Origin of the sequence: Synechocystis sp. PCC 7509 (assembly GCF_000332075.2) — a bacterium.
Taxonomy (GTDB): domain Bacteria; phylum Cyanobacteriota; class Cyanobacteriia; order Cyanobacteriales; family Chroococcidiopsidaceae; genus Aliterella.
The window spans coordinates 1,277,337-1,290,840 of sequence record NZ_ALVU02000001.1 but is presented as its reverse complement, the minus strand read 5'-3'; the positions used below and the strand labels follow the sequence as shown (position 1 = coordinate 1,290,840).

The 13,504-nt window shown below is 42.7% G+C and carries 14 protein-coding genes; 9 read left to right on the top strand and 5 right to left on the bottom strand.

Translation table 11 applies throughout. The annotated features are described in order from the left end of the window. Window positions 1-83: 83 nt before the first annotated feature. Window positions 84-1,406 (top strand): RNA polymerase sigma factor SigC, encoded by a 1,323-nt coding sequence (gene sigC / locus SYN7509_RS0206570; RefSeq protein ID WP_009634474.1) that lies wholly within the window; start codon window positions 84-86, stop codon window positions 1,404-1,406. A gap of 130 nt (window positions 1,407-1,536) precedes the next feature. Here the strand turns inward: sigC and SYN7509_RS25310 are convergent, their stop codons facing one another. After that, entirely contained in the window at window positions 1,537-1,788 is a 252-nt protein-coding gene (locus tag SYN7509_RS25310) for a hypothetical protein (protein WP_009634475.1), read from the bottom strand. A gap of 319 nt (window positions 1,789-2,107) precedes the next feature. Here SYN7509_RS25310 and SYN7509_RS0206560 point away from each other — a divergent pair, with 319 nt between their 5' ends. Both SYN7509_RS0206560 and argB read left to right on the top strand, forming a co-directional pair. Continuing rightward, entirely contained in the window at window positions 2,108-2,674 is a 567-nt protein-coding gene (locus tag SYN7509_RS0206560) for a shikimate kinase (protein WP_009634476.1), read from the top strand. Window positions 2,675-2,781: 107 nt separating this feature from the next. Then, window positions 2,782-3,678: an acetylglutamate kinase gene (gene argB / locus SYN7509_RS0206555; RefSeq protein WP_009634477.1), complete on the top strand. Its 897-nt coding sequence runs from the start codon at window positions 2,782-2,784 to the stop codon at window positions 3,676-3,678. Between the two features lie 46 nt (window positions 3,679-3,724). Here the strand turns inward: argB and SYN7509_RS0206550 are convergent, their stop codons facing one another. Further along, complete coding sequence (locus SYN7509_RS0206550) at window positions 3,725-4,234, bottom strand: hypothetical protein (RefSeq protein WP_038020836.1); 510 nt, start codon at window positions 4,232-4,234, stop codon at window positions 3,725-3,727. Between the two features lie 132 nt (window positions 4,235-4,366). On the opposite strand from SYN7509_RS0206550, the gene SYN7509_RS0206545 reads away from it, so the two are divergent. Both SYN7509_RS0206545 and SYN7509_RS0206540 read left to right on the top strand, forming a co-directional pair. After that, the gene (locus SYN7509_RS0206545; RefSeq protein ID WP_009634479.1) at window positions 4,367-4,885 is read left to right on the top strand and encodes a tetratricopeptide repeat protein; all 519 of its coding nucleotides are present in this window, start codon (window positions 4,367-4,369) and stop codon (window positions 4,883-4,885) included. A 64-nt stretch (window positions 4,886-4,949) separates the two neighbouring features. After that, the gene (locus SYN7509_RS0206540; RefSeq protein WP_009634480.1) at window positions 4,950-5,750 is read left to right on the top strand and encodes a DUF3153 domain-containing protein; all 801 of its coding nucleotides are present in this window, start codon (window positions 4,950-4,952) and stop codon (window positions 5,748-5,750) included. Between the two features lie 4 nt (window positions 5,751-5,754). Here SYN7509_RS0206540 and pdxH read toward each other — a convergent pair whose 3' ends face one another. Continuing rightward, complete coding sequence (gene pdxH, locus SYN7509_RS0206535) at window positions 5,755-6,399, bottom strand: pyridoxamine 5'-phosphate oxidase (RefSeq protein WP_009634481.1); 645 nt, start codon at window positions 6,397-6,399, stop codon at window positions 5,755-5,757. Between the two features lie 46 nt (window positions 6,400-6,445). On the opposite strand from pdxH, the gene SYN7509_RS0206530 reads away from it, so the two are divergent. The 3 genes from SYN7509_RS0206530 to SYN7509_RS0206520 all read left to right on the top strand — a co-directional run bounded on the left by SYN7509_RS0206530 (window position 6,446) and on the right by SYN7509_RS0206520 (window position 9,911). Next, complete coding sequence (locus SYN7509_RS0206530; RefSeq protein ID WP_009634482.1) at window positions 6,446-7,537, top strand: AI-2E family transporter; 1,092 nt, start codon at window positions 6,446-6,448, stop codon at window positions 7,535-7,537. A gap of 82 nt (window positions 7,538-7,619) precedes the next feature. Next, window positions 7,620-8,471, top strand: a complete 852-nt coding sequence (locus tag SYN7509_RS0206525; RefSeq protein ID WP_009634483.1) for a segregation/condensation protein A — start codon at window positions 7,620-7,622, stop codon at window positions 8,469-8,471. Between the two features lie 279 nt (window positions 8,472-8,750). Next, entirely contained in the window at window positions 8,751-9,911 is a 1,161-nt protein-coding gene (locus SYN7509_RS0206520) for a sugar phosphate nucleotidyltransferase (protein ID WP_009634484.1), read from the top strand. Window positions 9,912-9,959: 48 nt separating this feature from the next. On the opposite strand, the gene speA is transcribed toward SYN7509_RS0206520, so the two are convergent. After that, the gene (speA, locus tag SYN7509_RS0206515) at window positions 9,960-11,978 is read right to left on the bottom strand and encodes a biosynthetic arginine decarboxylase (protein WP_009634485.1); all 2,019 of its coding nucleotides are present in this window, start codon (window positions 11,976-11,978) and stop codon (window positions 9,960-9,962) included. Window positions 11,979-12,098: 120 nt separating this feature from the next. Here speA and ndk point away from each other — a divergent pair, with 120 nt between their 5' ends. Continuing rightward, complete coding sequence (ndk, locus tag SYN7509_RS0206510) at window positions 12,099-12,554, top strand: nucleoside-diphosphate kinase (protein ID WP_227501540.1); 456 nt, start codon at window positions 12,099-12,101, stop codon at window positions 12,552-12,554. Between the two features lie 32 nt (window positions 12,555-12,586). On the opposite strand, the gene SYN7509_RS0206505 is transcribed toward ndk, so the two are convergent. Then, window positions 12,587-13,309: a TerC family protein gene (locus SYN7509_RS0206505; RefSeq protein WP_009634487.1), complete on the bottom strand. Its 723-nt coding sequence runs from the start codon at window positions 13,307-13,309 to the stop codon at window positions 12,587-12,589. Between the last annotated feature and the right edge of the window lie 195 nt (window positions 13,310-13,504).

The following is a 13,504-nucleotide window of genomic DNA, read 5'->3' as shown; positions in this document are numbered from 1 at the left end:
GCAGGGAAAAATTGCTATCCAAATTTCCTTTTAGTTAAAAATTCAGCAAAGAAATTTTCGCGCTTGATGTTATTTCTTGCTAAATGACGGGAACAATAGCAACAACAAGCACCATTGATTCAGTCTATTGTCACGCCAGAGCCATTGAGACTATTCTTATGCCAGCAACATCTTTTTACGCAGATACTACCAAAGGCGATCGCCCATCGTCCTTAGAGCTTGTGCCAGAAGACAGCCTCCTAGAAGCTGATTCTTTAGTACAGGACATCCTAGGGGATACATCTATCGAGCAAACCGCCAGCCAACAGCAAAGCGCCAATCGTCGCTCTACAGACTTAGTTCGTTTGTATTTGCAAGAAATTGGTCGGGTGGATTTATTAGCTAGAGACGAAGAAGTCGCCGAAGCTCAAAAAGTTCAACGTTATTTGCGCCTGCGAGAACTATGTTCCCAAGCGGCGAGTAGTGGCGATGAAGTGATTACACTTTTCAATCGCTTAATTGAAGTTCAAGAACGCTTGACTGCCGAACTCGGACACCGCCCTTCTTTAGAGCGTTGGGCTAAAAATGCTGAAATAAATGTAACGGAACTCAAGCCCCTGTTATCCGCCGGGAAACGACGCTGGGCAGAAATTGCTGGATTAACTGTAGAACAATTAGAGCAGATTCAAACCCAAGGTGTTCGCGCTAAAGAACACATGATCCAAGCAAATCTTCGTTTAGTCGTGTCTGTCGCCAAAAAATACCAAAATCGCGGCTTAGAACTTTTAGATTTAGTCCAAGAAGGAACTCTCGGTTTAGAACGCGCCGTTGAAAAGTTCGATCCTACCAAAGGCTATCGTTTTAGCACTTACGCTTACTGGTGGATTCGCCAAGGAATAACTAGAGCGATCGCAACTCAAAGCCGTACAATCCGCTTACCTGTCCATATCACCGAAAAGCTGAACAAAATTAAAAAAGTTCAGCGCAAAATTGCCCAAGAAAAAGGTCGCACTCCCACGATTGAAGAAATCGCCGCCGAATTAGAGATCACACCCAAGCAGTTGCGGGACGTTTTATTGCGAGTCCCGCGCTCGGTGTCACTGGAAACAAAAGTAGGTAAAGACAAAGATACAGAACTTGGCGACTTACTAGAAACTGATACTATATCCCCAGAAGACGTATTGATGCGCGAATCATTGCAGCGCGATTTGCAGTATTTACTAACCGATCTTAGCGATCGCGAACGGGATGTAATTTTGATGCGTTTCGGCTTAGGAGATGGTCATGCTTACTCTTTGGCAGAAATCGGACGAGCTTTAGACCTTTCGCGGGAACGAGTACGGCAAATTGAATCAAAAGCCCTCCAGAAATTGCGCCAACCCAAGCGACGCAATCGCGTCCGGGATTATTTCGACTCCCTTAGCTAAAACGCCAAAAAGCACGGGATCGCTCTCGTGCTTTCAACTTCGTTTTTGTTGTAGAAAAATTTATATTAATTACTGTCAATATTTTCTAAATATTGACCAATTTACCGTACTTATACGCAGTAAATGGTCTTTAATACTGCATATTCGCGTAGCGACAGGCTGAAGAAGAAACAAGCTGCTTTTCTGTCTTACTTCTTTGCAGACGTTCCCGCGACTCCTGCTTTACTCGACCCATCATTGTTGCTTCTTGAAGGGTAACAAAAGCATTTAAGTCTTCGTCATTATACTGAGTAGCCAGCAATTGTCGCAGTTGTTCTTCTGCTTCAACAGTCAGATAACCAGCTTTTAGGGTTTTTTGTACGAGGTCACTAATCGAAGCCATGTCCTTAAACCTTAGAAAATATATTTAGCGCTAGGGACTTTTTAAATTAAAAAGCTATTAACCTTCTAGTCCTGTAAAGGTTAGAGTTATTAGCACTGCGCTGTTAGGCTTGGTTAAACAGTCGAATCTTCAATTTTATGTTTACCATTTTTGAATTGACGTTAAAAGAACAAATAAAGTTTCTGTAAACTTTATATAAAAATAGCATAAAGATCAAGATTTCCAGATGAACTGTAAAAACTAGCGCTCAATTGCTAACATCTTTGTGGCGTAGGCTATCAACCGGATTAACAATTTAGGCAACTACAAGATCGAGAATATGCGAATAACTACAGCAAGTAATCTATTGAAAGGAGTAAATTTATACCTGATTGGCATGATGGGTTCAGGAAAAACGACTATTGGAAGCTTAATTGCTACCGAGCTAGGCTACGGGTTTGTAGACACGGATGCGGTAATTGAGCAAGTAACTAAGCACTCGATTAGCCAACTATTTGCCGAAGTAGGAGAGGCAGAATTTAGGCAAATAGAAAGTCAAGTTTTAGCCGAGGTATGTGCTTATACCAATTTAGTGGTTTCTACCGGTGGCGGGATAGTCACCCAGCAAAAAAACTGGAGTTACTTGCATTACGGCTTAATTGTCTGGTTAGATGTGCCGATAAAAGTGCTTTACGAGCGCTTAAAGGAGGATAATACTAGACCTTTATTGCAAGCCGCCGATCCTTTAGGCAAACTACAAAGTATTTTTGAGCAACGCCAACCCCTATACAATCAAGCCGATTTACACATCCGTGTCAGCGAAGAAGAAACCGCATCACAAATAGCCAATAGAGTAATAGCACTGATTCCCAGCGTACTTAAACAAAATTTATCCCCACCAAATTAGCAAGAATCTAAATTCATAGCAGGAGATGGAATTAAAAACTGTTATTTGTGACATTGAAGTGCGATCGCATCCTCTATTAAACTGCATAGGATACGTTAAAGCAGATTATGGACAACTTTGATCGCGAATATATTAGGGAAGTTGAAGCTACTCGCGTCCGAGTGCTAAGTGAAGCTTTGCCCTATATCCAACAGTTTTCTGGTCGAATTGTCGTCGTCAAGTATGGCGGCGCAGCGATGAAAGATAGCACCCTCAAAGACCAAGTAGTTAGGGATGTTGTATTTTTAGCTTGTGTAGGATTGCGCCCAGTAATAGTTCACGGTGGGGGTCCAGAAATCAATAGCTGGTTAGATAAGCTAGGAATTGAACCTCAATTTAATAATGGGCTACGAGTAACCGACGCACCCACAATGGATGTAGTAGAAATGGTTTTAGTCGGTCGAGTTAATAAAGAAATTGTTTCTTTAATTAACCAAGCTGGCGGCTCGGCGGTGGGTTTATGTGGCAAAGATGGCAATTTAATTACAGCCCGCCCGGAAGGTCGTCAAGGAATTGGATTTGTCGGCGAAGTTAGCGCCCTAGACGTGCGAATTTTAGAATCATTACTTAAAGATGGTTATATTCCTGTAGTTTCCAGCGTCGCGGCGGACGAATCGGGACAAGCTTACAACATTAACGCCGACACCGTAGCCGGGGAAATAGCCGCCGCTTTGGGAGCAGAGAAGTTAATTTTGCTCACCGATACCGCCGGAATTTTGCAAGACTATAAAGATCCCTCTAGTTTGCTTTATAAGTTAGATATTCAACAAGCCCGCGAATTAATTACTAACGGTATTGTAGGTGGGGGGATGATTCCGAAAGTAAATTGTTGCGTGCGGAGTTTGGCTCAAGGAGTAAAAGCCGCCCACATTATTGATGGACGTATCCCTCACGCTTTACTGCTAGAAATTTTTACCGATAGCGGGATTGGCTCAATGATTGTCGCCTCGGAGTTTTTAAACTAGAAGCACAGCTAATTTATGCAGCTAAAAATTACTCAATGGCACTTACTTACCGATAGCGTCTTTGGGGTTGAATTTTAATAATTGTGGGATTAATCAACGTAGAATCGCGAATTATCGGATTAACTAAAATACGATTGTCCCATCTTGATCTACCTTCTCTTACTCTAATTACCGAACCTGGGTGGTAATTAGGGTAAGTGTAGGAGTTATTGGGGTAAGTAACGACCGAATTAGGGTAAGTGTAGGAGTTATTGGGATAAGTAACGACCGAATTAGGGTAAGTGTAGGAGTTATTGGGGTAAGGGTAATAGTTATGGGGATAAGTGATTGATGGGGCAGGAATGGGACTACCGTAGATAACGGAACTATTAATTGGGTTGTTGTAAATAGTTGGATTATTTAGGGGTGTGCGATAAGATACCCCACTACGGTTTTGGGCGATCGCCCTAGGGGCATAAAGTGACACAGCAGCCAATAATATTAGCGTGATAGGCGCGATCGCCTTGGTTAGAAGCTTAAAATTATTTAGGTCAAATCGAGAGCGTTGAGTATTCATAGTTTTGTCCCAATTGAGTAACGGCATTAAGCCTGAACAAAGCCTTAATTCAATTCTAATAGTTTTTTGATTGGCAAAGTAGCTAGAGAAAATGGCAAGATCGCTTTAGACGAGTTTGAATAACTGGAAAAAGTGACAGAAAGCTTGGAAATTGCTAAAAAAGAATATATCGCTGGAGTCAGTGCTTTTGAAAAGGGACAGTACCGAGAATCGGTACAACGCTTAGAAAAAGCCAGCGCCTTAGTTAACCGCAATTCGGGTTTTGGGGGGAAAGTTTTAATTTGGCTCGTGACAGCTTATGAAGCCGCCGGACAACTAGGGGAAGCGATCGCGCTTTGCGAACAAATCAAAAAGCATCCTGACGCGGAAACTAGCTCGCAGGGAAAGCGGTTGCTATATATTATGCAAGCACCCCAGCTAAAAAGACCGACGGAATGGCTAACCCAAATTCCCGATTTGGCAGCGATCGCCGACAATACTAACCAAACCCGTCTAAGTAATACTAATTTGCCTCGGACTGCGCCCAAACCACGGACTGCGCCCGATCCTGTAGATTTAAGTCAAGTAAATACTAAAGACAATCAATTTATTTGGGTATCGCTACTGGTGATTGGTTTAACCATTGGCTTGCTCTATTGGGGAAATACTTAAATTAGCGCTAAGTCTCCTTGTAAAGCTTACGATGGTAACAATTTGATTTATTAGCTCGTTAAAAATGAACAGTAAATTTTTGACTAGAAAAATTAGCAGTGGGATTAAACGCAGCCGCATAGCTTGGATAATGATCCTAGCCTCACTTTTCCTGTCTGGCTGCGTAAAATATGACGTAGGCGTAAACTTTGACCGTCCCAATCACGGCGAAATCGTCCAGCATATTAAGCTAGGAGAGCGCCTAACAAGTTTTAGCGGCGACTCGGCGACTCAATGGCTAAATAGCATAGAACAGCGTACCAAACGCCTAGAAGGCAAAGTTAAGCGCCTTTCCTCCGAAGAAATCACTGTGACAATTCCCTTTAATAATGGCGCGGATTTAGAGACAAAATTTAATCAGTTTTTTAATCCCGTAGAGCCACAAAACTCAACTAAAACAAGCGAAGAACTACCAAAAATTGATTCTAAGCTAGAAGTAGCTCAAAACAACCTATTGCTACTATCACGCCAAGTCCTGACTTATGACTTAGATTTGCGGAGTCTTTCTTTAATTGCCAATAACGGTAATGTTTTAGTTAGTCCAGGTGCGGTGTTTGATTTAGAATTTAGTCTAAATACTCCTTGGGGGGGTCGAAGCATCGAAAAATCAGCAAACTCTATTCCTCCACAAACTTACGGACAACAAATGTTGTGGAAACTACAACCTGGGCAATTGAACCATATAGAAGTAGTTTTTTGGATGCCGGACTTTTTAGGCATCGGTACAGTATTTATTTGTCTATTTGTCGCTTTGGGAATTTTCTTGAGGTATAGTTTTATGCCCGATCCCCAAACCTTTTTAGCTCCAACCCCTCAAAATCAGTAATTTGCTAAGGAGCTAAACGCTCAATTGACCAGCTATTATTTTCAAGGCGGCGATACAGCAAGCGATCGTGCAGGCGGCTAGGTCTTCCTTGCCAAAACTCAAGAGCGGTAGGTACAACCCGAAAACCTCCCCAATGCTGGGGACGAGGAACAATTTGCTGTTCGTATTGAGCTTTTAACTGGGCTTGACGTTGTTCCAAAACCTCGCGACTATTGACTATTTGACTTTGATTTGATACCCAAGCGCCTAATTGACTATTAATTGGGCGTTGGTGGAAATACTCATCAGATTCAGGGGGGGAAACAAGTTCAACTTTCCCCTCAATGCGGACTTGGCGCTCTAACTGCGCCCACCAAAAAACTAAAGCAGCTTGAGGATTAGTTGTTAATTCCTGCCCTTTGTGGCTGAGATAATTAGTATAAAAGACAAAACCGCGATCGCTAAAGTCTTTAAGCAACACCATCCGCGCTGACGGTTTGCCATCAATTGTTGCTGTAGCAAGGGTCATAGCATTTGGTTCGGGCAACTGGGCGGCTAAGGCTTGGTCAAACCATGTTTTAAATTGCTTAACAGGATCGGGATCTAAATCTATTTCCCTTAATCCATCTTTCGTGTAATCTTGGCGAAGATTGGCTACGCTAATGTCCATCTGAGAATGCTTGAAATGGGAGTCTCCATAGTATAGGTTACTTGAAATGCGCCGTTTAGCCTCTTTTCAACGCTTAATTATTATTGGTTTGGGCGCTCCAGTTGTGGCAATAAATGTTTGGGTAATATCCCAGGCGGTTAGTTACTTCGACCATTTGTTTACAGTATTGATCGTTGCGGCAATTCTAGCTTTTTTATTAAATTACCCAGTCAAATTTTTTGAAAGGGTAGGCATCAGTCGCACTCAAGCGGTGATTATTGTTTTGCTTGTTAGCCTATCGCTGTTAGTGATTTTTGCTTTCACACTTGTGCCGTTAATTTTTGAGCAGTTGCAAGAACTATTACAAGGCATTCCCGCTTGGTTAGAGAGGAGTCAAGATAATTTGGCATGGTTGGACAAATGGGCTAGAGCTAGGCGCTTACCCTTGGATCTGACGGGCTTTAGCAATCGGATTACCGCCCGCGTAGAGAGCCAAGTACAAGTATTAGCAGGAGAAGCTTTTGGCTTGGCTTTAGGAACGCTATCCGGGCTAGTTGACACTGTGTTTGTGGTGGTACTAGCTTTTTATATGCTGTTGTACGGCAAAGTCGTCTGGAGAGGATTAATTGAGTTACTACCTTCTCCCTTTGGCTCGGCTTTCAATGCTTCTTTACAGCTAAACTTCCATAATTTTTTTGTTACGCAGTTAATGCTGGGCTTATTTATGTTTGTGGTTTTAACGCCGATCTTTCTAGCTTTGAGGCTACCTTTTGCTTTACTATTTGCGCTACTAATTGGCTCGGCGGAGTTGATTCCATTTATTGGCGCAACTTTAGGAATTAGCTTAGTTACGCTTTTGGTTTTAGTTCAAAATTGGTGGTTAGCTGTGCAAACGGCATTATTTGCGATCGCCGTGCAACAAATTAAAGATAATATTCTCGCTCCTAGACTCCTGGGCAATTTTACCGGGCTTAATCCTATCTGGATTTTTGTCGCTTTATTGATGGGAGCAGAAATAGCTGGATTTTTGGGAGCGCTTGTTGCCGTGCCAATTGCTGGCACAATTAAAGGCACAATTGACGCTATTCGCGCCCAGCAAACTAATGACGTTATCTCTACCGTGACGCTTGGAGAGGATTCGCCCCACAGCAATAACTAATTGACACAAAATGTTTTATAACTAAAAGCTAATTGCTCAAACTTATTGAGGGCGATCGCACTTATACCAAACATCCCTATTTATGAATACCGATCAACTGTTTGCAAGTATTGCCCTTTTAATTGAGCTTGCCCAAAAAGGCGAGATCGATCCTTGGGACGTGCAGGTAATTGAAGTTATTGATCGCTATTTAATTAAACTCTTGGCTAACCAAGAAACAATGCCCACAGCTTATGAAACGGACTTGTCCCAGTCAGGACAAGCTTTTTTATCAGCGTCAATGCTAGTGCTATTTAAAGCCAACACCCTCAGCGCTTTAGAATTGAACCCAATCGTCGAAGATGAGGAGTTATTGGCTTTTGCGGAAACGACCCTAGGCAAATCTAGAGGGCAATACGATGGACACATCCGCCGCCGTAGCGCCGCACTCCCGCCCCAAAAACGCGCCGTCACTCTGATTGAATTAATCGCTCAGTTGCAGTTAATGGCGGCTCAAAACAGCCATAGAGAGCAACATCCTGTTCCCCCCCATCGTCGCCGCCCTTCGCGTCTAGCTTCCCGCGCTCAAATTACGCGCGCAACGTTAGAACTTGCCCATCAAGAAAATTTGACAGAAGTAGCAGGAAAGTTAGACCAATTTTTGACGAATTACTCTCAGCATTCCCAGGGGCAAAATTGGTTAAATTTAGACCAACTTGTATATTTGTGGCATCAAGAAACTAGCTCCTTAATGCCATCAACAAAGGTAGATTTGCCTGACCATAGCAATCTTGAAACCTTGGCAAAGGGCGATCGCGTTGGTGTATTTTGGGCTTTGTTGTTACTATCTGCTCAATCCAAAGTAGAGTTGGAGCAAGAAGAATTTTATCAAGAACTAAAAATTCGTCCTTTAACTTTACCAGTAGGCGATCGCCCAGAGCCAGGATCGCTGTAAATTTTTAGCAAAAGCTCAAAATCCGAGTAGATTAATATACAGGTGACTAAGTAGACTCCGTTAATTTTAGGCAAAAACATCTATCTACCCCAGGGTAATTGCGATGATTCCTATAATTGCGTAAAACTATCTAACCTCCCAAAAATACTGATTATGAACAATTGGCATTTTTTCTAGGACGCGATCGCGCTCTCAGTCACCATCTAAGGCGGAAATTGACAGATGATGGAATTCTCAACTAACCACAATAAAATGGCATTAACGGAGGAGTAAGACTTTATGAAAGCCATGATTTTAGCGGCTGGTAAAGGTACTCGCATACGCCCGATTACTTATACGATGCCTAAACCAATGATTCCCATCCTGCAAAAGCCAGTGATGGAGTTTTTACTGGAACTATTGCGCCAGCATGGTTTTGACCAAATTGTGGTCAATGTTAGCCACCTAGCCAACGAAATTGAAAGTTATTTCCGCGACGGGCAACATTTTGGGGTACAAATTGCCTACTCTTTTGAAGGAAGAATTGTAGACGGGGAGCTTGTGGGTGAAGCGATTGGCTCGGCGGGAGGGATGCGCCGGATTCAGGACTTCTCGCCGTTTTTTGACGATACTTTTGTAGTTTTATGCGGTGATGCTTTAATTGACCTAGATTTAACGGCGGCGGTTAAATGGCATAAAGCCAAAGGTGCGATCGCCACGGTGGTAATGAAATCCGTGCCAAAAGAAGAAGTATCTAGCTACGGCGTAGTTGTAACCGACGAAGATGGACGCATTAAAGCTTTCCAAGAAAAGCCATCAGTAGAAGAAGCTTTAAGTACAAATATTAATACAGGAATTTATATATTTGAACCAGAAGTTTTAAACTACATCCCTTCTGGTCAAGAATACGACATTGGCAGCCAACTATTTCCCAAATTAGTTGAAATAGCTGCACCTTTTTATGGCATTTCGATGGACTTCCAATGGGTAGATATTGGCAAAGTCCCCGACTATTGGCAAGCAATTCAAGATGTGCTGATGGGCAAGGTAAAAAATGTCAAAATTCCCGGACATCAAGTCAAAGAAGGCATTTATACAGGGTTAAATGTGGCTGTAAATTGGGACAAAGTAGATATTACTGGCCCTGTTTATATCGGTGGCATGACCCATATTGAAGATGGCGCTAAAATAGTTGGGCCAACGATGATTGGCCCCAATTGCTGGATTTGTGGCGATGCTACGGTAGAAAACAGCGTAATTTTTGAATATGCCCGTCTTGGCCCAGGGGTACGTTTGGTAGATAAGCTAGTATTTGGGCGTTATTGTGTAGACAAAACTGGAGCAACGATTGATGTGCAAGCGGCGGCGTTAGATTGGTTAATTACCGATACTAGGCAAGCACCGCCATCAGAGCCGCCATCGGAGCGCCAAGCGATCGCGGATTTATTAGATAGTCACTAGCAATTACTAATAGGAGACAGTATATATACTGTCTCCTAAAGTTAAAAGTTAGTTACTCAAATAAGTATACCTACTCAAAGATTGTTCGTAGGTTTGCAGCAATCTTTGCGCTTCCAAAAGAGTAATCCGCTTTTCTTGTAATGCTTGCTCGGTACGCTTGCGGATACTTTCAATCAAATCTTCCGCATCGTATTGAACATAACTAACAACTTCAGTCATCGTATCGCCCTTAACTACGTGTTCAATTTCGTAGCTTTTGGGAGTCAATTGGATATGTACAGCATTAGTATCGCCAAACAGGTTGTGCAAATTGCCCATAATTTCCTGATAAGCGCCACCAAGAAACATTCCCAAATAATAAGGTTCTGATCGCTGGAAGGAATGCAATTCTAGAACTGACTTCACATCTCTTAGATCGATAAAACGGTCAATTTTGCCATCACTATCGCAAGTTAAATCAGCTAAAATGCCGCGTTGAGTAGGTTCTTCTCCCAAACGGTGAATTGGCATAATCGGAAAAAGCTGATCTATCGCCCAACAATCCGGCGCGGACTGAAAAACCGATAAATTAATGTAATAAATGGAAGCCATGATTTTTTCCAAATCTTCCAAATCGTCCGGTACATAGTCTTGCTGGCGAGTAATTGCCAAAATCTTCTCGCAACACGCCCAATAAATCCGCTCTACTCTTGCTCTCTCCGTCAGACGCAAAATTCCCAGATTAAACCGACTAATAGCTTCTTCTTTGAATTGAGTCACATCGTGAAAAGTCTCTTGGAAGTTTTCGACATTGATCGATTGATAAGTTTCCCACAAATTCCAAATAATCGGCGGTTCTCCTTCTTTAGGCGGTTCTGGTTGTCCGGAAGGGACATCGCAGGTACTTAAAACGTCAAAAATAAGCACAGATTGGTGAGAAGCGATCGCTCTCCCACTTTCGCTAATAAGTGTAGGTACAGGCAATTGACGTTCGGCGCAAGTATCTTTCAATTCCGCCACAATATCGTTAGCGTAATTCTGCATATTGTAGTTTTTGGAAGCGTAGAAATTGGTTTGCGAACCGTCATAATCTACCCCCAAGCCACCACCCACATCCAGATACTTCATGTTTGCGCCCAAAGTCGCCAATTCTACATAAATTTGGCTGGCTTCACGAATCGCATCTTTAACGACGTTAATGGCAGAAATTTGCGAACCAATATGAAAGTGCAGCAACTGCAACGAATCTAGCAAGTTAGCAGCGCTTAGTTGCTCTACAGCTTGGATAATTTCGGGGATAGTTAACCCAAACTTGGCTCTGTCTCCACTAGAACCACCCCAGCGCCCCACCCCTTGAGTGCTTAACTTTGCCCGAATGCCCAAAATAGGTTTAATTCCTAACTGACGACTAGCAGCAATGACTAAATCCACTTCCTCTATTTGCTCTAGGACAATAATTGCCGTTTGTCCGAGTCTTTGGGACAACATCGCCGTTTCAATGTACTCTCGGTCTTTGTAACCATTGCAAATTAACAACGCTCCGGGAGTATCTAACAGCGCCAACGCAATCATTAGTTCGGGTTTTGAACCAGCTTCCAAACCAAATTGATGAGGTTTGCCAAAACGCACCAAGTCCTCAATCAAATGCCGTTGTTGGTTGCATTTAACTGGAAAAACTCCCTTATAAACTCCCGGATAATTGTATCTAGCGATCGCTTTAGCAAAGCAAGCATTCAACCGCTCGATCCTATCTTCCAAAATATCGGAAAAGCGAATTAATAACGGCAATCCTAAGTTACGTTGCTTAAGAGCATTAACCAATTCAAACAGATCCAATGACCCACCGCGATCGCCTTTAGGGGAAACGGTGATATTACCTACCGCATTAATTGAAAAGTAAGGCTCTCCCCACCCTTCAATCCGATAAAGGTCTTCGCTATCTTCAATCTTCCACGAGTGCGGAGTTTCTGGTTTGACAATTGCTACAGATGTTTTGTGCTGCGCCGATAGCTTCCCTGCTTTATCTTCAGGGGTTTCGGTGGTGGCTTTTTTCTCAATTTCTGATGTGGCGGTTGACTCAACACCCATTTTTGGCTGACCTCAATTATCACCTGACGAATAGCCAGTTTAACGCATCAGGGTTAAGAGCATATAAGTAAAGAGGGAGACTTTCTAGGATAATCTGATAGGCAATTGAGTTTTGGAGAGATAGTTTTGGAAAGGACATTTATCGCCATTAAGCCTGATGGCGTACAACGCGGATTGGTGGGCGAGATTATTTGCCGTTTTGAAGCCAAAGGTTTTACTCTAGTTGGCTTAAAATTTATGAAAGTAAGTCGCGAATTAGCCGAACAGCATTATGCTATTCATCGCGATCGCCCGTTTTTTAGCGGTTTAGTTGAATTTATTATCTCTGCTCCGATCGTGGCTATGGTTTGGGAAGGTGACGGTGTAGTAGCTTCCGCCAGAAAAATGATTGGCGCTACCAACCCTCTAACAGCCGAGCCAGGGACAATTAGAGGAGATTTGGGAGTAAACATTGGTCGCAACCTAATTCACGGTTCTGATGCGGTAGAAACTGCCAATAGTGAGATTGCTTTGTGGTTTACAGACGATGAATTAGTTAATTGGCAACCGACGGTAAGCGCTTGGATTCGAGAATAAACAAAACCCGCCTAGGCGGGTTTTAACTATATTTATTTAGAAATAGCGTCTTTCTCTGGTTCGGGAGTCGGAGAAGATGTCACCGTCTTCTTCGAGAAACCCCAAGTAAAAATCAGGGCGATCGCACTGATCATTACCCACTCTGGCGGAATCAAAGCCGAGTCAAACACTCTTAATAGCAATCGCAAGCCGACTAACGCCACCGTAATGTAGCCAGCGTCTTCTAAATGCTCAAATTCATCAAGCCAACGGATAAACAAGCCCGCCATAAACCGTAAAGTAATAATCCCAATAGTTGCACCCGTTAAGACTAGCCAAGTTTCTTGAGAAACTGCGATCGCTGTAGTAACGCTATCTAAGGAAAAAGCCAAGTCTGTAAAGGCAATAACTGGGATGGCTTGCCATAAAGACGTAAAACCCGGCGCGTGATGTTCGTTTCCGTCTTCGTCCTTTGGCGAACTAAAATATTGCCACGCCAACCATAACAGGTAAGCCGAGCCTAACAACTCAAATTGCCAAAACTTTGTTACCCAAGTTGCCGTTAAAATCAAGCTAATTCGCAGCACGTAGGCAACTACCAAGCCAATATTGAGAGCTTGACTTTGAAGCTTGGGATCTTCAAGTCTTTGCGCCAGCGCCGCTAAAGCGATCGCATTATCCGCCGATAGTACCGCTTCTAAAAACGACAAGATAATTAAAACAAAAGCCGCTTCTATCCCTGCATGGTAAGGAGAATTTAATATTTGGTCAAACATTAACGATTTCTATAACCCAAAACTCATATATTGATGAACAGTTAGCGATCGCTACCATTATCCAGCTTAACCTTATGAAGGACAAATCCAAAACTAGAATAGGCGATCGCACTTTTAGTTTCTTTATCCATGCTCAATTCTAAAATCATAGCTTTTAATACCAAAGCTTTTTAGTCAACTACCGTAATTATACGG